The organism is Streptomyces sp. NPDC050164, from assembly GCF_044459945.1.
GTDB classification, from domain to species: domain Bacteria; phylum Actinomycetota; class Actinomycetes; order Streptomycetales; family Streptomycetaceae; genus Streptomyces; species Streptomyces coeruleorubidus_A.
The window spans coordinates 217,860-235,247 of the sequence record NZ_JBITJK010000001.1; the positions used below are offsets into that span (position 1 = coordinate 217,860).

Consider the following 17,388-nt stretch of genomic DNA (forward strand, 5'->3'; position numbering starts at 1 on the left):
GTTCACCAGGCGCCCCGGCGGACCAGATGGCGGCGGAGCTTCCCGGTCGCCGTGCGCGGCAGCGACGGGACGAAGCTGACGCTGCGGGGGACCTTGAACGCGGCGAGGCTCTCCCGCGCCAGGCCGATGAGCTCGTCCGCCAGGCCGTCCCGCACCGGCGACGCGGGGACCACGAAGGCCCGCAGCCGGCTCGCGCCCCGCCCGTCGGGCACGGCCGCGACGGCCACCTCCCGCACCGCCGGATGGCCGCGCAGCACGGCCTCCACCTCCAGCGGGGAGACGGTGATGCCGCCGACCATCTCCATGTCGTCGGCCCGGCCCAGATGCCGGTAGGAGCCGTCCGGTTCGCGGCACGCCCGGTCGCGGGTGGCCAGCCAGCCGCCGGCCAGGGCCCGGGCGGTCTCCTCGGGCCGGTTCAGATAGCCGGGCGTCACCGTCGGCCCGCGCACCCACATCTCGCCCTCCTCGCCGTCCGGCACCGGGTGGCCGTCACGGTCCCGCAGCTCCACCTCGAAGCCGGGCACGGGACGGCCGACGGTGCCCGGGTGGTTGTGGGCGAAACCGTTGGCGCAGAACGCGTGACCGGCCTCCGTGGAGCCGATCTGCTCCAGCACGGGCGCGCCGAGCAGCGCGGTCACCTGCCGTGCGAGCCCCTCCGGCAGCCCCTCGCCGGCCGACACCGCGGCCCGCACCGAGGCGAAACAGCCCTCGTGCCCGTGGCCCCGCTCGGCCACCAGCGCGGCGTACGCGGACGGCACGGAGTACAGCAGCGTCACCCGGTGCCGGGCGACGAGTTCGTCGATGGTCGCCGGGGTGGGACGCCGGTCCACCAGCACCGCGGACGAGCCGGAGAAGAGCGGGAAGACGAAGGCGTTGCCGAAGCCGTAGGCGAAGAACAGCTTCGACACCGACAGGGTGACGTCCTCCGCCGTGATCCGCAGCACCCGCCGGCCGACGAGGTCGTGGTACGTGCGTGGATCGCCGTGCGTGTGCACGACGCCCTTGGGACGGCCCGTGGTGCCGGAGGTGTACTGGACGTAGAGCGGGGTGTGCGCGTCGACCTGGTGGGCGGGCGCGGGCGAGGCGGCGGGGGCGAGCGCCATGAGCTGGTCGGCACCCAGGCGGGCCCGGCCGGTGAACCGCTCCTCCAGGCCCGGCCCCGTCACACAGAGCGCGGCCCCGGTGTCCTCGGCCAGGAACGCGTGGTCGGCCGCGGGCAGTTCGGGGTTGACCAGGACCGCGACGGCGCCGAGACGGGCGGTGGCGAGGAACGCCGTCACCCAGGCGAGGGAGTCGGGCAGCGCCAGCAGCACACGGTCCCCGGGGCGCACGCCGTGCCCGGCGAGCACGGTGGCGGCCCGGGCCGCGAGGTCGTGCACCTGGCCGTGGGTCCAGGCCCGGTGCCCCTGGTGGAAGGCGGGCCGCCCGCCCCACCCACGCCGCTCGGCGAGCTCCGCGAGCTGGGCCGCGAGGTTCCCGGGCGCCTCGGCCTCGGCGGGGTGCAGCACGGCCTGCGGACTGGTCATCGCCGCGCCTCCTCGGCCGCCCCGGCCCGGTCCCCCGGCGGGGCCTGCTGCCGGATCCGGTCGGCCGTGTGCTGGTGCAGGGCGCGCATCGAGGCCGCCGTCTTCAGCAGCATCTCCTCGTACTCCGCGTCCGGATCGGAGCCGAGGACGATCGCTCCGCCCGCCCCCAGATGCATCCGGCCGTCGGCGAACACCGCGGTACGGATGACGATGCTGAGATCCGCACCGCCGCCGCACCCGAAGTAACCGAGGGCGCCGGAGTACACGCCCCGGGCCTCGGACTCCAGCGAGTCGATGATCTCCAGCGTGCGCAGCTTCGGCGCGCCGGTCATCGACCCGCCGGGAAAACAGGCCCGGACACAGTCCACCGCGTCCGTGTCCGCCCGCAGCCTGCCCTCGACGGTCGACACGAGCTGGTGCACGGTGGCGTACGTCTCCGTGGCCATGAGCTTGGAGACCCGCACCGACCCCGTCCGGCACACCCGCCCCATGTCGTTGCGGAGCAGATCGACGATCATCAGGTTCTCGGCCCGCGTCTTGGCGTCCGACGCCAGCGCGTCCCGCAGCCGGGCGTCCTCCTCCGGCCCGTCGCCCCTGGGCGCGGTCCCCTTGATGGGCCTGGCCTCGGCGGTGCCGTCCCGCCCGATCCGCAGGAACCGCTCGGGCGAGGACCCGGCCACCTCCAGCTCCCCGAACCTCAGGAACGCCGCGTACGGGGCCGGGTTGTCGCGGCGCAGCGTCCGGTAGAACTCGAACGCGTCGGGCGGTGCGGGTAACCGGGCGGCGTTGGTCAGGCAGATCTCGTAACTGGTGCCCGCCCGCAACTCCCGCTTGCAGGCCTCGATGTCCGCGAGATACGTCGCCCGGTCGCGCACCAGCCACGGCTGGGCGGCGCCGGGGTCCGCCGGACCCGTCGGCACGGGCAGGGGCGGCCGCTCCGTCGCCACGCACGTGAGGTCGGCCAGCGCGCTCTGAAGCCAGTCGGCGGCCTCCCGCGCGGCCTGCGGAGTGTCCTCCGCCAGGCAGACGGCGTACGTGAAGCCCTCCTGGTGGTCCACCGCGATCACCCGGTCGGCGAACAGCCAGGCGGCGTCCGGGACCGGGGAGCGGTGACGGTTGGGCGACCCGCAGTCCGCCTTCACCTCATAGCCGAAGTAGCCGACGTAGCCCCCGGTGAAGTCGAACGGCAGCCCGGTCGCGTCCACCCGGCGGCTGGTCAACTGCCGCTTGAGATAGTCGAAGACACTGGCCGCGACCTTCCGCACCGGCCGCCCCGCCCGCTCGATCTCACAACGCCCGCTGCCGACGTCGTACCGCACGAACTCCGCGAGCGGCCCCCTGTCGTCCCCGAAGAACGAAAACCGCGACCGCCCCGGCTCCACCAGCGAACTGTCCAGCCAGAACGCCCGCGAGGACCCCGCGTACATCCGCGCAAAGGCCGCCTCGGCATCCACCGCCCCGACGATCCGCCGACTGTGCAGCCGGTACCCGACGCGCTCGGGGCGACGGGGGCGGGGGATGGTGGCGGTGGGCGGGGCGACCGCGTCGGACGGGGTGCGGGTGATGGGCAGGTCGGCCTCGGCGAGCGGCTTGTGCCCTGCGGGCGGCGCGGCCTGGCCGGGCATGTCGGCGTCGGCGGCCGGACCGGCCGGGCCGGACCAACCGGCCCCTGCGGATGGGCCCGCCCCGTGGGACATCCCGTCGTCGGCGGACGGACGGGCCCCGGGGGTTGGACCGGCCGCGATCGACGGCACAAGCCCGTCCGACGGCACAAGCCCGTCCGACGACACGGCCCCGCCGGACCAGGCCGCCCCGCCCGGCGGCATCCCCGCTGCCCGGGGCGCGGCCGCAGGCCGACGGTCCGCTGCCGGTGACCGAGAGACCCCCGCCTCGCACTCCGGTACCACCACGCGGCGCCGGGCCGGTGACTCGTGCGACGGCACCGCCGTGTTCTTCGCCCGCAGCTTGCCGGCCCGCTTCGCGGTCAGGTTGCGGAAGTTCACGAGCATGCGGTGGCCGAACTCCGTGAGGACGGACTCGGGGTGGAACTGCACGCCCCACAGCGGCCGGTTGCGGTGCCGCAGGCCCATCAGGACGCCGTCCTCCGCCCAGGCCGTGGCCTCCAGCATCTGAGGCAGCGGCTCGCGCACGGACAGCGAGTGGTAGCGGACGGCGGTGAAGTTCTGCGGCAGGCCCTGGAACAGGTCGCGTTCGTCATGCCGGATCGTGGACAGGTGCCCGTGCCGCGGCTCCGGAGCGGGCCCCACCACCGCGCGCTCCCCGAGCGCGATGCCCTGATGGCCGAGACACACGCCGAGCACCGGAACCGGGGAGGTCGCGACCAGCCCGGCCGCGATGCCGAAGTCACGCGCGTGCGCCGGGTGCCCGGGGCCCGGGGAGACCACCAGGTTGTCGAACTGCCTGAGATCCGGGACCCCGTCGACGGCGGCGTCGTTGCGGACGACCACCGGCTCCTCGCCGTTGACCTCGGCGATCAGCTGGAACAGGTTGTACGTGTACGAGTCGTAATTGTCGATGAGCAGGGTCTTCACCCGCCCACCTCCCTCTGTTCGTTCGCGGGCCTACGTGGCCCGGCGTTTGTGCCGTCCGCGGAGCGCCTGGAGCGACGGGTACAGCCATTTCCTGAAGAAACGCTGGAGCCGCGGCATGAGAATCCAGGTGACAAGGGCGGTTACACACAGACACAACAACAGCGTGCGGATCAGTGCATTGAGATCACCGAGATAGGGAAGCACTGTCAGATTGAACAGGAGCACCGGCGGAAAAACCGCGCTCATATTCACGAACCACAGTTTCCATTTCGACGGCGGAGCCGGCGGCGCCGGTGTCAGGGTCTGCGCCTCGAACCAGGCCCGGGCGCCCCGCACCCTCCTGCGCTCCGCCTCCCGGGCGAGCCCCTCCAGCCGGGCATCCCACTGTGCCCGGGAAGGCGATTTCTCCCAGGCCAGGGCCGAACCCTCGCTGGCGAAGCGATAGACGACATGCCACTCCGCCCCTCCGTCGACAAGTACCCCACCCCCCAGAAACCCCGGTTGCAGAGCGGTCGCGCCCAGCATGGCCCACCCCCAGGAGTGGAAGTCGGCCGCCCGGCCCGGCATCACCCGATAGGCCACGGTGACCGTGACGGGATTACTGGTCACGCCGTCCCATACGGAAAGCGGTTCACGCGCGTTCAAGATTCAACAAACAATTTTCCGATCGTCCGGAAAGTGAAGCTTTTCGGCAGATGGGAAACATCCCCGATCATCTGCGCGTAAGCGCGCTCCCCGCGTGCTCCACCGGCGCCTCCCCGAAGCGCGACAACGCCAGCGCCCCGGCCACCGCCACCGCGAACCCGAGCACCGCCGGCCAGCCCAGCCCCGGCCGCGTACGGTCCCCGAGCCACACCACACCGATCAGCGCGGGCGCGACGGTCTCCCCGAGCACCAGGCCGGCGGTCGCCGTGGTCACCGACCCGCGCTGGAGGGCGGACGTCAGCAACAGGAACGCGGCCCCGCCGCCGAGCAGCAGCGCGTACGCCGCCGGGTTCGTGAAGAGCGCACCGGGCGTCAGGCCGTCGACGAGCCGCACCGCCACCTCCACCACCCCGAACCCGAGCCCGGCACCCAGCCCGAGCGCGAGCGCCCGCCCCCGCTCCGGCAGCCGCCCACCCACCGCCCCGAGCAGCAGCACCCCGCCCGCCGCGGCGAGCATCGCCCACTTCAGCCAGACCGGCCCGGCCTCCTCGCCCTCCGCCCCGGACGCCAGCCCCAGCAGCGCCAGCCCGGCGCACACCACCCCCACCGCCGCCCACTCCGTGCGGCTCAGCCGCACCGTGAGCAGCCGCGCAGCGACCACGGCCGTCACCGCGAGACTCGCGGCCAGCGCCGCCCCCACGGCGTAGATCGGCACCGACCGCAGCGCGGCGACCTGGAGCAGGAAACCGAGCCCGTCCATCCCGAGCCCGACCAGATACCGCCACTGCCGCAGTGCCCGCCAGAGCAGCGCCACGTCCCCGCCCGTGCCGGTCGCCACCGCCCGCGCGGCCATCGCCTGCAACACTGTCGCCGTACCGAAGCAGACCGCCGCACCAAGGGCGCACACCATTCCAAAGATCACAAAAGGACAGTAGGGGAGGGGGCGTGAGCCGGGGGGCCATGCGCGCGTCTTCACACCGGTCTCTAGGCTGACCGCTCGGCAGTACATGACAGGGACGCGCAGTACACGACGGGGACACGGGGAGACACGGATGGCTGAAACACGGCGACGGCTGCGCTCGAGCACGGTGGTGCTGGGCGGCATGGGTGTCCTCGCGGCGGCCCTGTCCGCGTGCGGCTCCGACCCGGACCGCCGCTGCGTGGACCGGGACAGCCACGACTACATCAACGGCTACAAGATCGTCGCCGACAAGAACTGCAAGTCCGGCTCCACGTCCTCCTCCTACGGCAAGGGCCGCAAGACGACGGGCAAGACCAAGAGCACGGACGCCGACTGGTACTACGACGCCGACGTCAGCGGCCGCTACGCCGACAACGGCACCTTCAGCCGCAGCGAGGCCGTCGACCGGGGCGGCTTCGGCTGCTCGGGCTCCGGCAGCAGCGGCGGCTGACCGGGCCGTACGCACATGGAACGCCGCACCATCACCCCCCGCCCCGGCTGGCAGCAGACCGTCGAGGAACAGGGCCTGATCTACCCCCTGACCCGCTACCCCGACGACTCCCTGCGCCCCTACTGGGACGAAAGCGCCTACTACGTCTTCGCCCTTCCGGAGATCGAGGCCCTGGAAGAGGTCGTCGAGGAACTCCACCGCATGTGCCTGACGGCGGCCGAGCACATCGTCGGCGAGGACCGTTTCGCGGACCTGGGCATCACCGACCCCCGCGTGGCCCAGGCGGTCGCCGAGTCCTGGCACCGCCGCGCCGAACTCCCCTCCCTCTACGGCCGTTTCGACCTCCGCTACGACGGCACCGGCCCGGCCAAACTCCTGGAGTACAACGCCGACACCCCCACCTCGCTGGTGGAGGCCGCGTCCCCCCAGTGGTTCTGGATGGAGGACCGCTTCCCCGGCGCCGACCAGTGGAACTCCCTCCACGAACGCCTGATCGACGCCTGGCGGAAACAGGCCGCTCTCCTCCCGCCGGGCAGCCCCCTGTACTTCGCGTACTCCTCCGCCGACGAACTCGGCGAGGACATGATGACGGTCGCCTACCTGAAGGAGACAGCCGAGCAAGCGGGCCTGGCCACGGACTGGATCTCCATGGAGGAGATCGGCTGGGACCGCCTCTCCGGCCGCTTCGTCGACAACCGCCTCCGCTTCATCCGCAGCGTCTTCAAGCTCTACCCCTGGGAGTGGCTCACCACCGACCGCTTCGCCGACCACGTCCTGGACACCCTCGACAACGGCGGCGGCACCGGCTCCACCCTCTGGATCGAGCCGGCCTGGAAAATGCTCCTCAGCAACAAGGCGCTCCTGGCCATCCTCTGGGAGCTGTACCCCGACCACCCCAACCTCCTCCCGGCCTACCTGGACGGCCCCCGGGACCTACCGGGCTGGGCCGCCAAGCCCCTCCTCGGCCGAGAGGGCGCTGGCGTCACGATCCACGACCCCGGATCCCCCCGGACCCTCCGGGACGAACCCTGCTGCTACCAGCAACTGGCCCCGCTCCCCACCTTCGACGACAACCACGTGGTCCTGGGCGCATGGGTGGTGGAAAACGAGTCGGCGGGTCTGGGCATCCGCGAATCATCGGGCTTGATCACGGACGAGTACGCCCGCTTCCTGCCGCACGTGATCCTTTAGAAGGGGCTGAGGGGACACGCCCTTCTTTCAAGCGGCGCGGGGAACTGCGCGACCAGCCCCCACGAACCCGCAGACGGCAAGGGTCGGCAACCCGGCAGACGCTCCCGCTCCACACCCGGTAGGCTGATCACCGGGCCGTGACTGGCGTGCTGGGATGGGACCGACCATCGGGAAGCGGCCCCCGGACCCGGCTGACCCCCGGGGACCGGAACCGTGCCGTGCGCCTGGGCCGTACCGTGAACGCTGAACGCAACGTCCGGAGGTCCTACATGCCAGCCGAGCCCCTCTCCACCGCTTCCACCGCCTACCGCGCCGCCCTCGACGTCATCCGCGCCGTGGAGCCGCGCGTAGCCGACGCCATCGGCCAGGAGGTCGCCGACCAGCGCGAGATGCTCAAGCTGATCGCCTCGGAGAACTACGCCTCCCCGGCCACGCTGCTGGCGATGGGCAACTGGTTCAGCGACAAGTACGCGGAGGGCACCATCGGCCGCCGCTTCTACGCCGGCTGCCGCAATGTCGACACCGTCGAGTCCCTCGCCGCCGAGCACGCCAAGGAACTCTTCGGCGCCCGCCACGCCTACGTCCAGCCGCACTCCGGCATCGACGCCAACCTCGTCGCCTTCTGGTCGGTCCTCGCCCAGCGCGTCGAGGTCCCGGCCCTGGAGAAGGCCGGCGCCCGCCAGGTCAACGACCTCTCCGAGGCCGACTGGGCGGAGCTGCGCCGCGCCTTCGGCAACCAGCGCATGCTCGGCATGTCCCTGGACGCCGGCGGCCACCTCACCCACGGCTTCCGCCCGAACATCTCCGGCAAGATGTTCGACCAGCGCTCCTACGGCACGGACCCGGCCACCGGCCTGATCGACTACGAGGCCCTGCGCACCTCCGCCCGTGAGTTCAAGCCGCTGATCATCGTCGCGGGCTACTCGGCCTACCCCCGCCTGGTGAACTTCCGGATCATGCGCGAGATCGCCGACGAGGTCGGCGCGACGCTCATGGTCGACATGGCGCACTTCGCCGGCCTGGTCGCGGGCAAGGTCCTGACCGGCGACTTCGACCCGGTCCCGCACGCCCAGATCGTGACGACGACCACCCACAAGTCGCTGCGCGGCCCGCGCGGCGGCATGGTCCTGTGCGACGACTCCCTCAAGGACCAGGTCGACCGCGGCTGCCCGATGGTCCTCGGCGGCCCGCTCCCGCACGTCATGGCCGCCAAGGCGGTCGCCTTCGCGGAGGCCCGCCAGGAGTCCTTCCGCGACTACGCCCAGCGCATCGTCGACAACTCCCGCGCCCTCGCCGAGGGCCTGATGCGCCGCGGCGCGACCCTCGTGACCGGGGGCACGGACAACCACCTCAACCTGATCGACGTCGCCACGTCCTACGGCCTCACCGGCCGCCAGGCCGAGGCCGCCCTGCTCGAGTCGGGCATCGTCACCAACCGCAACGCGATCCCCGCCGACCCGAACGGCGCCTGGTACACCTCCGGCATCCGCATCGGAACCCCGGCCCTGACCACCCGCGGTCTGGGCACGGCGGAGATGGACGAGGTGGCGGCCCTGATCGACCGCGTCCTCACCACGACGGAGCCGGGCACGACGAAGTCGGGCGCCCCCTCCAAGGCGGCCCATGTCCTCGACGCGAAGATCGCCGACGAGATCAGCCACCGCGCGACGGACCTGGTGGCGGGCTTCCCCCTGTACCCGGAAATCGACCTCGGCTGAAGCGCCCCAGGGGCGCGGGGAACTGCGTGACCAGCTACAACGGGTCCGCAGTTCCCCGCCGCCGAAACCACCCACGGCGCTCTGAGACAATAAGCAACATGGCCTCTGACCGACCTCGCGTGCTCTCCGGAATCCAGCCCACCGCCGGCTCGTTCCACCTCGGCAACTACCTCGGCGCCGTCCGCCAGTGGGTGGCCCTCCAGGAGACCCACGACGCGTTCTACATGGTCGTCGACCTGCACGCGATCACCATCCCGCAGGACCCGAAGGACCTGCGGGCGAACACGCGCCTGGCCGCCGCCCAGCTGCTCGCCGCGGGTCTCGACCCGGACCGCTGCACGCTCTTCGTCCAGAGCCACGTCCCCGAGCACGCCCAGCTCGCGTGGGTCATGAACTGCCTCACCGGTTTCGGCGAGGCCGGCCGGATGACCCAGTTCAAGGACAAGGCCGCCAAGCAGGGCGCCGAGCGCGCCTCCGTCGGCCTGTTCACGTACCCCATCCTCCAGGTCGCGGACATCCTGCTCTACCAGGCGCACGAGGTCCCGGTCGGCGAGGACCAGCGCCAGCACGTCGAGCTCACCCGCGACCTCGCCGAGCGCTTCAACGGCCGCTTCGGCCAGACCTTCACCGTCCCGAAGCCGTACATCCTCAGGGAGACGGCGAAGATCTACGACCTCCAGGACCCGTCGATCAAGATGAGTAAGTCGGCGTCCACGCCGAAGGGCCTCATCAACCTCCTCGACGAGCCGAAGGCCACGGCGAAGAAGGTCAAGAGCGCGGTCACCGACACGGACACGGTGATCCGCTACGACGTCGAGAACAAGCCGGGCATCAGCAACCTCCTCACGGTCTACTCGACCCTCACCGGGGAGGGCATCGCTCAGCTGGAGGAGAAGTACGCGGGCAAGGGCTACGGCGCGCTCAAGACGGACCTCTCCGAGATCATGGTCGAGTTCGTGACGCCGTTCCGGGAGCGCACCCAGCAGTACCTGGACGACCCGGAGACGCTCGACTCGATCCTGGCCAAGGGTGCCGAGAAGGCCCGCGCCGTCGCAGCGGAGACCCTCGCCCAGGCGTACGACAAGGTCGGCTTCCTGCCCGCCAAGCACTGAACCCGCTCCCGCGCACACCCGTACCACCGCACAGCGCTGTACATCACTTCGGTTGCGCCTGCCTGTAACCGGGTCGTGGCCGTACAGTCGATAACCGGGTGGTCGTATCAGCGGCCACTCCCGCTCGATCCGGCAGGACTCGCTCCGCCAGGACGGGTCTCACCAACTGAAACGACAGGAGACGACGTGGGGACCGTAACGATCGGTGTCTCGATCGCGGTCCCGGAGCCTCACGGCAGCCGGCTTCAGCAGCTGCGCGCGGGCTTCGGCGACGCCGCGGCTCACGGCATTCCCACGCACGTCACCCTGCTGCCGCCGACGGAGATCGACGAGTCCGCCCTGCCGGCCGTCGAGGCGCATCTGGCCGAGGTCGCCGCGGCCGGCCGGCCGTTCCCGATGCGGCTGTCCGGCACCGGCACGTTCCGGCCCCTGTCGCCGGTGGTGTTCGTCCGGGTCGTCGCGGGTGCGGAGGCCTGCGCCCGGCTCCAGGAGCAGGTCCGCGACCCCGCCGGGCCGGTCGTACGCGAACTGCAGTTCCCGTACCACCCGCACGTCACGGTGGCGCACGGCATCGAGGAGGCGGCGATGGACCGCGCCTTCGAGGAGCTCGCCGACTACGAGGCCGAGTGGCCGTGCACCGGCTTCGCCCTCTACGAACAGGGCGCCGACGGTGTCTGGCGCAAGCTCCGCGAGTTCCCCTTCGGCGGCTCGGTCGTCCCGCCCCAGGCCGGGCATGTGGAGCGCGGCTCGGTCCCCACCTGGTGATCCGCTCCTAGGGGGTCCCCCTCAGGTCAGATCGGCAGCCGCCGGAACACCCCGCGCGGCAGGTGCCGCAGCGCCGCCATCACCACGCGCAGCGCGCCCGGCACCCACACCGTCTCCGAGCGGCGCCGCAGCCCCAGCTCGACGGCCGTCGCCACCGCCTCGGGCGTGGTCGCCAGGGGCGCCTCGGGCAGTCCGGCGGTCATCCTTGTCCGGACGAAGCCGGGGCGTACGACCATGACGTGCACGCCGGTGCCGTGCAGCGCGTCGCCCAGGCCCTGCGCGAAGGCGTCGAGGCCGGCCTTGCTGGAGCCGTAGATGAAGTTCGCGCGGCGGGCCCGCTCGCCCGCGACGGAGGACATGACGACCAGTGAGCCGTGCCCCTGGGACTGGAGCGCGCGGGCGCACACCAGGCCGGCCGAGACCGCGCCGGTGTAGTTGGTCTGCGCGACCCGCACCGCCGCCTCCGGCTCCCGCTCGTCGCGGGCCTGGTCGCCGAGGAGGCCGAAGGCGAGCAGCACCATGTCGATGTCGCCCTCGGCGAAGACCTTGCCGAGCACGGCCTCGTGGGAGGTGGGGTCGAGCGCGTCGAAGGCGACGGTGTGCACGTCGGCCCCGAGTCCGCGCAACTGCCCTGCGGCCTCCTCCAGTGCGGGCGACGGGCGGCCGGCCAGCCAGACCGTGCGGGTGCGGCGGGCGATCAGCCGGCGGGCGGTGGCCAGCGCGATCTCCGACGTACCGCCGAGGACGAGCAGGGACTGGGGGAGACCGAAGGCGTCCTTCATGACAGCTCCTAGAGGTTGCCTGGTGTGCCTGTGCCTAGAGGCTGAGGCGGCGGGACAGATCGGACGTGAAGACCCCGTGCGGATCCAGTTCCGCCCGCAGGGCCCGGAAGTCGTCCAGCCGTGGGTACATGGCCGCGAGCAGTTCCGGGCGCAGCCGGGCGTCCTTGGCGAGGTAGACGCGTCCGCCGGCGGTGGCGACCTCCTCGTCGAGTTCGTCGAGGAACGCGCCGAGGCCGGGCAGGCCCGCCGGGATGTCCAGGGCCAGCGTCCAGCCCGGCACCGGGAAGGACAGCCAGCCCGGGTCGGGCTCCCCGAAGCGCTTGAGGACGGCCAGGAAGGACGGGCAGCGGCGTTCGGAGATACGGCGCACGATGCGGCGCAGGGCGTCCTCCTGGCCGTAGCCGACGACGAACTGGTACTGCACGAAACCGCCCCGGCCGTAGACGCGGTTCCAGTGGGGCACGCCGTCCAGGGGGTGGAAGAAGGCGGAGATGCCCTGGAGTTGGCCGACACGCGCGCGGGGGGCCTTGTGGTACCAGAGCTCGTTGAAGAGACCCACGGTCGTGCGGGTGAGCAGGCCCTCGGGCAGGACCGCGGGGGCGGACGGGAAGCGGGAGGTGCGGAAGGAGAGCGGGTTGGCACGCGTGCGTGCGGGCACCGCGTCCAGGGGCGCGTGGTCGCCCCGGGTGAGGACCGCGCGGCCGGTGGACGCGCCCCGGGCCAGCAGGTCGATCCAGGCGACCGAGTAGCGGTAGCGGTGATCGGTGGCCGCCAGCCGGGCCATCAAATCGTCGAGGTCCGTCGCGCGTTCGGTGTCGACCGACATCAGCGAGGTCTCGACCGGCTGGAGCCGGATCGTCGCGGTGAGGATCACACCGGTCAGCCCCATGCCGCCCGCGGTGGCGTCGAACAGGGGTGTGCCCGGGATCACCGTGCGGATCTCGCCGTCTGCGGTGAGCAGTTCGAAGGCCAGCACGTGGCGCGAGAAGGAGCCCGAGACGTGGTGGTTCTTGCCGTGGATGTCGGCGCCGATCGCCCCGCCGACGGTGACGTAGCGCGTGCCGGGGGTGACCGGCACGAACCAGCCGAGCGGCAGCAGCACCTCCATCAGCCGGTGCAGGGAGACGCCCGCGTCGCACAGCACGGTGCCGCCGTCGGCGTCGATCGCGTGGACGCGGTCCAGGCCCGTCATGTCGAGGACGGACCCGCCCGCGTTCTGCGCCGCGTCCCCGTACGCCCGTCCCAGGCCCCGGGGGATCCCGCCGCGCGCCCCGCAGTCGCGGACGGCCGCCGCGGCCTCCTCGTAGGTCTGGGGGCGGATGAGCCGGGCGGCGGTGGGAGCGGTGCGGCCCCAGCCGGTGACGGTGGTGTGGTCCAGGCCCATGACGTCCGGGACGGAATCGGTGTCGGCAGACATGTCTGTGACCGTATCGCCCCAATGTGAGCTATTAGTTAGAGAACATGACGCCCCTCCCCGAAACGGGTGATTAATGGGATGTCGCTCAATATTGCCGGAGTTCAGGCCAGGTGGGCGTGAACAGTGAGTCCACATGGACGACCTCGACGACCTGCACGACATGGATCACCGGATCGTTTCGGCCCTCAGGGCGTGCGGCACCGACCCGCGCGTGGCCGGCGCCGCGCGTGCCCTGTCCTGGGCGGGGGAACACGCGGCGCTGTGGCTGGCGGCGGGGCTCGCCTCAGCCGCCGTGGACGGCAGACGGCGCGGCGCCTGGCTGCGCGGCACGGCCCTCACCGCGGGGGCGCACCTCGTCAGCATGGGGGTGAAACGGGTCGTGCGCCGACCGCGCCCCGCGCACGTCGAGCCCCTGGTGCGCACCGCCGGCCGGCACTCCTTCCCCAGCTCGCACGCCACCTCGGCCGCTGCCGCCGCCGTCGCCTTCGGCGCCCTGGGAGCGCGCGCCGTCCCACCGCTCGCCGCCGCCGTGTGCGTCTCGCGGCTGGTGGCCGGCGTCCACTACCCCTCGGACGTCGCGGCGGGCGCGGCCCTCGGCGCGCTCACGGCCCGGCTCGGCGCCCGCTGGATGAGGGGAGAGGCCCACCATGACTGAGACGGCCGTCCTGCGGCAGCGCACCCCCCAGGGGCGGTCCGCGCCACCCCGCAAGGGCAGTCTCCTGGCCGGTCTCGTCCGGACCGCGCGGCCCAAACAGTGGGTGAAGAACGTCCTGGTGATCGCCGCCCCGGCGGCCGCCGGCGAGCTCTTCTCCCGGCACGCCCTGAGCCAACTCGCCCTCGTCTTCGTCCTCTTCACCGCCTGCGCCGCCGCCGTCTACCTCGTCAACGACGCCCGCGACGCCGAAGCCGACCGCGCCCACCCCACCAAGCGCCACCGCCCGGTCGCCGCCGGGCAGGTCCCCGTGCCCGTCGCCTACGCCGTCGGCGGCTGCCTCGGCCTGCTCGCGCCCGCCGCCGCGGCCTGGCTCTGCTCCCCGGCCGTCGCCGCCCTGCTGACCGCCTACCTCGGCATGCAACTGGCCTACTGCGTCAGCCTCAAGCACGTCCTCGTCGTCGACCTCGCCGTCGTCACGACCGGCTTCCTGATGCGGGCGATGGTCGGCGGGCTCGCCCTCGGCATCCCGCTGTCACGCTGGTTCCTGATCACGACCGGGTTCGGCGCGCTGTTCATGGTGTCGGCCAAGCGCTACTCCGAAGCCGTGCAGATGGCCGGAAAAGCGGGCGCCACGCGCGCGTTGCTCACCGAGTACACCACCGGCTACCTCCGCTTCGTCTGGCAGCTCGCGGCCGGTGTCGCCGTCCTCGGCTACTGCCTGTGGGCCATGGAGGAGGGCGGCGTCCCGCACACCAGCGTGCTGCCCTGGCGGCAATTGTCCATGGTCGCCTTCATCCTCGCCGTCCTCAGATACGCCGTCTTCGCCGACCGCGGCACGGCCGGCGAACCCGAGGACGTCGTCCTGCGCGACAGGGCGCTCGCCCTCATCGGCCTGGTGTGGGTGGCGATGTACGGCCTGGCGGTGGCCAATTGGTGACCACGCGCGCGTGGTCGAGCCCCACGGCCCCCCGCCGCCGGGAGCTCCTGGGGTTCGCCACCGTCGGTCTCCTCGCCTACGCCGTCGACCTGGCCCTGTTCACCTGCCTGCGCGGCCCCGCCGGACTCGGCCCGCTCACCGCCAAGGCCCTGTCCTTCGTGGCGGCCTGCTCGGTCGCCTACGCGGGCAACGCCCTCGGCACCTACCGGTCCACCCGGATCCGGGGCCTGCGCCCGTACGCCGCCTTCTTCGCGGTGAACCTCGCCGGTGCCGCCGTCCAACTGCTCTGCCTCGCCGTCAGCCACTACGGCCTCGGGCTCACCTCGCAGCGCGCGGACACCGTCTCCGGCGCGGTCATCGGCATGGCGCTGGCCACGATTCTGCGGTTCTGGGGTACCCGTACATGGGTCTTCCGGGCGGAGGGCAGAGTCGGATCATGGACTGGCTGAAAAAGCTCCCGGTCGTCGGGCCGTGGGCGACACGGCTGATGATCACCCACGCGTGGCGGTCGTACGAGCGGCTGGACCGAGTGAAGTGGACGCGGCTGGCCGCCGCGATGACCTTCACGAGTTTCGTGGCGCTGTTCCCGCTGCTGACGGTGTCCGCCACCATCGCCGCCGCCACGCTCAGCACGGAGCAGCAGGACAGGCTCCAGGACAAGATCGCCGAGCAGGTGCCCGGCATATCCGACCAGCTGGACATCGCCGGGCTGGTGGAGAACGCCGGCACGATCGGCCTCATCGCGGGCGCCCTGCTGCTGTTCACCGGCATCAGCTGGGCCGGTTCGATGCGCGAGTGCCTGCGCGCGGTGTGGGAGCTGCCCGACGAGGAGGAGAACCCGGTCCTGCGCTACGCCAAGGACACGGGCGTCCTGATCGGCCTCGGCGGCGCGCTCCTGGTCACCATCGCCGCCTCCGCCGTCGCGTCCGCGATGATCGGCTGGGCCACCCGGCAGCTGGGCATCGACGAGGGCGGCTGGAGCGGTGTCCTGCTGCACAGCGCCGCGTTCCTGATCGCCGTACTCGCCGACTTCCTGCTGCTGCTCTACGTCCTGACGCTGCTGCCCGGCGTCGAGCCCACGCGCCACCGCCTGTTCGTGGCGGCGCTGACCGGCGCCGTCGGCTTCGAACTGCTGAAGCTGCTGCTCAGCGGCTATCTCCAGGGCGTGGCAGCGAAGAGCATGTACGGCGCGTTCGGCGTGCCCGTCGCGCTGCTGCTGTGGATCAACTTCACCTCGAAGCTGGTGCTGTTCTGCGCCTCCTGGACGGCGACGCAGAGCAAGGAGGAGGAACTCCCGGGCGTCACGGGCGAGTCCGGCGGCGCACCAGATCCGGCAGCGGCCAACGGCGGTTGACCAGGAACGCACCGCCCGCGAGCAGCACCAGCACCCCGCCGGTGATGCCGAGCGCGATCCCGATGCCGCTGGAGCCGCCTGCCGCCGGGGCACTGGCCACCGGCTTCGAACCGGTCCCGGCCGTGGCGCCCGCGCCGTTCCCGGAGCCACCGGCCTCGCCGGAGGGGTTCGCGCCGGGCTGGGCGCCGGCCTGCGCGGCGCCCTTCGGCGGCACCAACTCGCCCACGGGCTGCACCTTCCCGGCCGCCTTGAAGCCCCAGTCGAACAGCCGCGCGGTCTCCTTGTAGACCTCGTTGGGCTCGTCCTTCTCCGGGTTCATCACCGTGACCAGCAGCACCTTGCCGTTCCGCTCGGCGACACCGGTGAAGGTGGCGCCCGCGTTGGTGGTGTTGCCGTTCTTGACGCCGGCGATGCCCTGGTAGACGGGCAGGCCCGTGTCGCCGCTCAGCAGCCGGTTGGTGTTCTGGATCTCGAAGGACTTGCGGACCGTCTTGCCCTTCTTGTCCTTCTTCGTCTCACCAGGGAACTTCGCGCTGACCGTCGAGGCGTACTCGCGGAAGTCCTTCTTCTGCATCCCGGAGCGGGCGATCAGCGTCAGGTCGTACGCGGAGGAGACCTGCTCCTCGGCGTCGTAGCCGTCCGGGCTGACGACGTAGGTGTCGAGGGCCTGAAGCTCCTCGGCGTGCTCGTTCATCTCCCTGACGGTGTTCTCGACGCCCTTGTTCATCGCGGACAGTACGTGCACGGCGTCGTTGCCGGAGCGCAGGAAGACGCCGAGCCACAGATCGTGGACCGTGTAGGTCTCGTCCTCCTTTATCCCCACCATGCTGGAGCCCGAGCCGATGCCCGCCAGGTCGGAGGGAGCGACCTTGTGCTTGGCCGTCCCCGGGAACTTCGGCAGCAGGGTGTCCGCGAACAGCATCTTCAGCGTGCTCGCCGGGGCCAGTCGCCAGTGCGCGTTGTGCGCGGCCAGCACGTCACCGGACTCGGCGTCGGCGACGATCCAGGAGCGGGCGCTCACGTCCTTCGGCAGCACCGGCACGCCGCTCGCGAGGTTCACCTGCGTCCCCGGCTGCCCGAGCCGGGCGCCGCCCACGGTCGACATCGACGCCGGGGGAGTGGCCGAGGGGCTCGCCGACGGGCTGCCCGAGGGGCTCGGGGCCGCGACGGCCGCCGGTGCGGCCAGGGCGAGGGACGACAGGACGGCGGAGGTGACCAGCAGGGATCGCCTGGCGGTCTTCTTCGGAACGGGCACGATCGGAAACGTACATGCCGTACGGGGGGAAGTCCCGCCGGTGCCCCCACCCCGGGAACGGAACCGG

At 72.0% G+C, this 17,388-nt stretch carries 16 protein-coding genes; 9 read left to right on the plus strand and 7 right to left on the minus strand.

The annotated features are described in order from the left end of the window. Nucleotides 1-2 precede the first annotated feature (2 nt). The 4 genes from ACIBNA_RS01050 to ACIBNA_RS01065 all read right to left on the minus strand — a co-directional run bounded on the left by ACIBNA_RS01050 (nt 3) and on the right by ACIBNA_RS01065 (nt 5,633). Nucleotides 3-1,526: an AMP-binding protein gene (locus ACIBNA_RS01050; RefSeq protein ID WP_399163176.1), complete on the minus strand. Its 1,524-nt coding sequence runs from the start codon at nt 1,524-1,526 to the stop codon at nt 3-5. Beyond that, nucleotides 1,523-4,078, minus strand: a complete 2,556-nt coding sequence (gene pabB / locus ACIBNA_RS01055; protein ID WP_399163177.1) for an aminodeoxychorismate synthase component I — start codon at nt 4,076-4,078, stop codon at nt 1,523-1,525. Before pabB ends, ACIBNA_RS01050 begins: the two co-directional genes overlap by 4 nt. A 30-nt stretch (nt 4,079-4,108) precedes the next feature. After that, nucleotides 4,109-4,645: a hypothetical protein gene (locus tag ACIBNA_RS01060; protein ID WP_399163481.1), complete on the minus strand. Its 537-nt coding sequence runs from the start codon at nt 4,643-4,645 to the stop codon at nt 4,109-4,111. A 145-nt stretch (nt 4,646-4,790) separates the two neighbouring features. Then, entirely contained in the window at nt 4,791-5,633 is an 843-nt protein-coding gene (locus ACIBNA_RS01065) for a DMT family transporter (RefSeq protein WP_399163482.1), read from the minus strand. A gap of 142 nt (nt 5,634-5,775) precedes the next feature. Here ACIBNA_RS01065 and ACIBNA_RS01070 point away from each other — a divergent pair, with 142 nt between their 5' ends. From ACIBNA_RS01070 to ACIBNA_RS01090, 5 genes are all read left to right on the plus strand, one after another. Beyond that, complete coding sequence (locus ACIBNA_RS01070) at nt 5,776-6,135, plus strand: hypothetical protein (protein WP_399163178.1); 360 nt, start codon at nt 5,776-5,778, stop codon at nt 6,133-6,135. A 15-nt stretch (nt 6,136-6,150) separates the two neighbouring features. Then, nucleotides 6,151-7,326, plus strand: coding sequence for a glutathionylspermidine synthase family protein (locus ACIBNA_RS01075; RefSeq protein ID WP_399163179.1), 1,176 nt, complete (start codon nt 6,151-6,153; stop codon nt 7,324-7,326). Between the two features lie 269 nt (nt 7,327-7,595). Next, on the plus strand, nt 7,596-9,044 hold the full coding sequence (locus ACIBNA_RS01080) for a glycine hydroxymethyltransferase (protein WP_399163180.1): 1,449 nt from the start codon (nt 7,596-7,598) through the stop codon (nt 9,042-9,044). A gap of 98 nt (nt 9,045-9,142) precedes the next feature. After that, the gene (trpS, locus tag ACIBNA_RS01085) at nt 9,143-10,156 is read left to right on the plus strand and encodes a tryptophan--tRNA ligase (RefSeq protein WP_399163181.1); all 1,014 of its coding nucleotides are present in this window, start codon (nt 9,143-9,145) and stop codon (nt 10,154-10,156) included. A gap of 186 nt (nt 10,157-10,342) precedes the next feature. Continuing rightward, complete coding sequence (locus ACIBNA_RS01090) at nt 10,343-10,921, plus strand: 2'-5' RNA ligase family protein (protein WP_399163182.1); 579 nt, start codon at nt 10,343-10,345, stop codon at nt 10,919-10,921. A 26-nt stretch (nt 10,922-10,947) separates the two neighbouring features. Here ACIBNA_RS01090 and ACIBNA_RS01095 read toward each other — a convergent pair whose 3' ends face one another. Both ACIBNA_RS01095 and ACIBNA_RS01100 read right to left on the minus strand, forming a co-directional pair. Then, nucleotides 10,948-11,703, minus strand: coding sequence for a decaprenylphospho-beta-D-erythro-pentofuranosid-2-ulose 2-reductase (locus ACIBNA_RS01095; protein WP_399163183.1), 756 nt, complete (start codon nt 11,701-11,703; stop codon nt 10,948-10,950). A 34-nt stretch (nt 11,704-11,737) separates the two neighbouring features. Further along, the gene (locus ACIBNA_RS01100; RefSeq protein WP_399163184.1) at nt 11,738-13,120 is read right to left on the minus strand and encodes an FAD-binding protein; all 1,383 of its coding nucleotides are present in this window, start codon (nt 13,118-13,120) and stop codon (nt 11,738-11,740) included. A gap of 133 nt (nt 13,121-13,253) precedes the next feature. Between ACIBNA_RS01100 and ACIBNA_RS01105 the strand changes: the two genes are divergently transcribed. The 4 genes from ACIBNA_RS01105 to ACIBNA_RS01120 are packed head-to-tail and all read left to right on the plus strand — an operon-like array spanning nt 13,254 to nt 16,066. Next, a complete protein-coding gene (locus tag ACIBNA_RS01105) occupies nt 13,254-13,775 on the plus strand; it encodes a phosphatase PAP2 family protein (RefSeq protein WP_399163185.1) in 522 nt (173 codons plus the stop codon). After that, nucleotides 13,768-14,712, plus strand: a complete 945-nt coding sequence (locus ACIBNA_RS01110) for a decaprenyl-phosphate phosphoribosyltransferase (protein ID WP_399163186.1) — start codon at nt 13,768-13,770, stop codon at nt 14,710-14,712. Before ACIBNA_RS01105 ends, ACIBNA_RS01110 begins: the two co-directional genes overlap by 8 nt. Continuing rightward, on the plus strand, nt 14,709-15,161 hold the full coding sequence (locus ACIBNA_RS01115) for a GtrA family protein (RefSeq protein ID WP_399163187.1): 453 nt from the start codon (nt 14,709-14,711) through the stop codon (nt 15,159-15,161). Before ACIBNA_RS01110 ends, ACIBNA_RS01115 begins: the two co-directional genes overlap by 4 nt. Then, nucleotides 15,149-16,066: a YihY/virulence factor BrkB family protein gene (locus ACIBNA_RS01120; protein ID WP_399163188.1), complete on the plus strand. Its 918-nt coding sequence runs from the start codon at nt 15,149-15,151 to the stop codon at nt 16,064-16,066. Before ACIBNA_RS01115 ends, ACIBNA_RS01120 begins: the two co-directional genes overlap by 13 nt. On the opposite strand, the gene ACIBNA_RS01125 is transcribed toward ACIBNA_RS01120, so the two are convergent. Next, on the minus strand, nt 16,014-17,321 hold the full coding sequence (locus ACIBNA_RS01125) for a D-alanyl-D-alanine carboxypeptidase family protein (RefSeq protein ID WP_399163189.1): 1,308 nt from the start codon (nt 17,319-17,321) through the stop codon (nt 16,014-16,016). The two genes, ACIBNA_RS01120 and ACIBNA_RS01125, sit on opposite strands and share 53 nt — an antisense overlap. Nucleotides 17,322-17,388 lie beyond the last annotated feature (67 nt).

Coding starts and splice junctions, on each gene's coding strand:
- ACIBNA_RS01050 (WP_399163176.1), bottom strand. CDS start 1,526: ATGACCAGTCCGCAGGCCGTGCTGCACCCCGCCGAGGCCGAGGCGCCC.
- ACIBNA_RS01060 (WP_399163481.1), bottom strand. CDS start 4,645: ATGCCGGGCCGGGCGGCCGACTTCCACTCCTGGGGGTGGGCCATGCTG.
- ACIBNA_RS01065 (WP_399163482.1), bottom strand. CDS start 5,633: ATGGTGTGCGCCCTTGGTGCGGCGGTCTGCTTCGGTACGGCGACAGTG.
- ACIBNA_RS01070 (WP_399163178.1), top strand. CDS start 5,776: ATGGCTGAAACACGGCGACGGCTGCGCTCGAGCACGGTGGTGCTGGGC.
- ACIBNA_RS01075 (WP_399163179.1), top strand. CDS start 6,151: ATGGAACGCCGCACCATCACCCCCCGCCCCGGCTGGCAGCAGACCGTC.
- ACIBNA_RS01080 (WP_399163180.1), top strand. CDS start 7,596: ATGCCAGCCGAGCCCCTCTCCACCGCTTCCACCGCCTACCGCGCCGCC.
- trpS (WP_399163181.1), top strand. CDS start 9,143: ATGGCCTCTGACCGACCTCGCGTGCTCTCCGGAATCCAGCCCACCGCC.
- ACIBNA_RS01095 (WP_399163183.1), bottom strand. CDS start 11,703: ATGAAGGACGCCTTCGGTCTCCCCCAGTCCCTGCTCGTCCTCGGCGGT.
- ACIBNA_RS01100 (WP_399163184.1), bottom strand. CDS start 13,120: ATGTCTGCCGACACCGATTCCGTCCCGGACGTCATGGGCCTGGACCAC.
- ACIBNA_RS01105 (WP_399163185.1), top strand. CDS start 13,254: ATGGACGACCTCGACGACCTGCACGACATGGATCACCGGATCGTTTCG.
- ACIBNA_RS01110 (WP_399163186.1), top strand. CDS start 13,768: ATGACTGAGACGGCCGTCCTGCGGCAGCGCACCCCCCAGGGGCGGTCC.
- ACIBNA_RS01120 (WP_399163188.1), top strand. CDS start 15,149: ATGGACTGGCTGAAAAAGCTCCCGGTCGTCGGGCCGTGGGCGACACGG.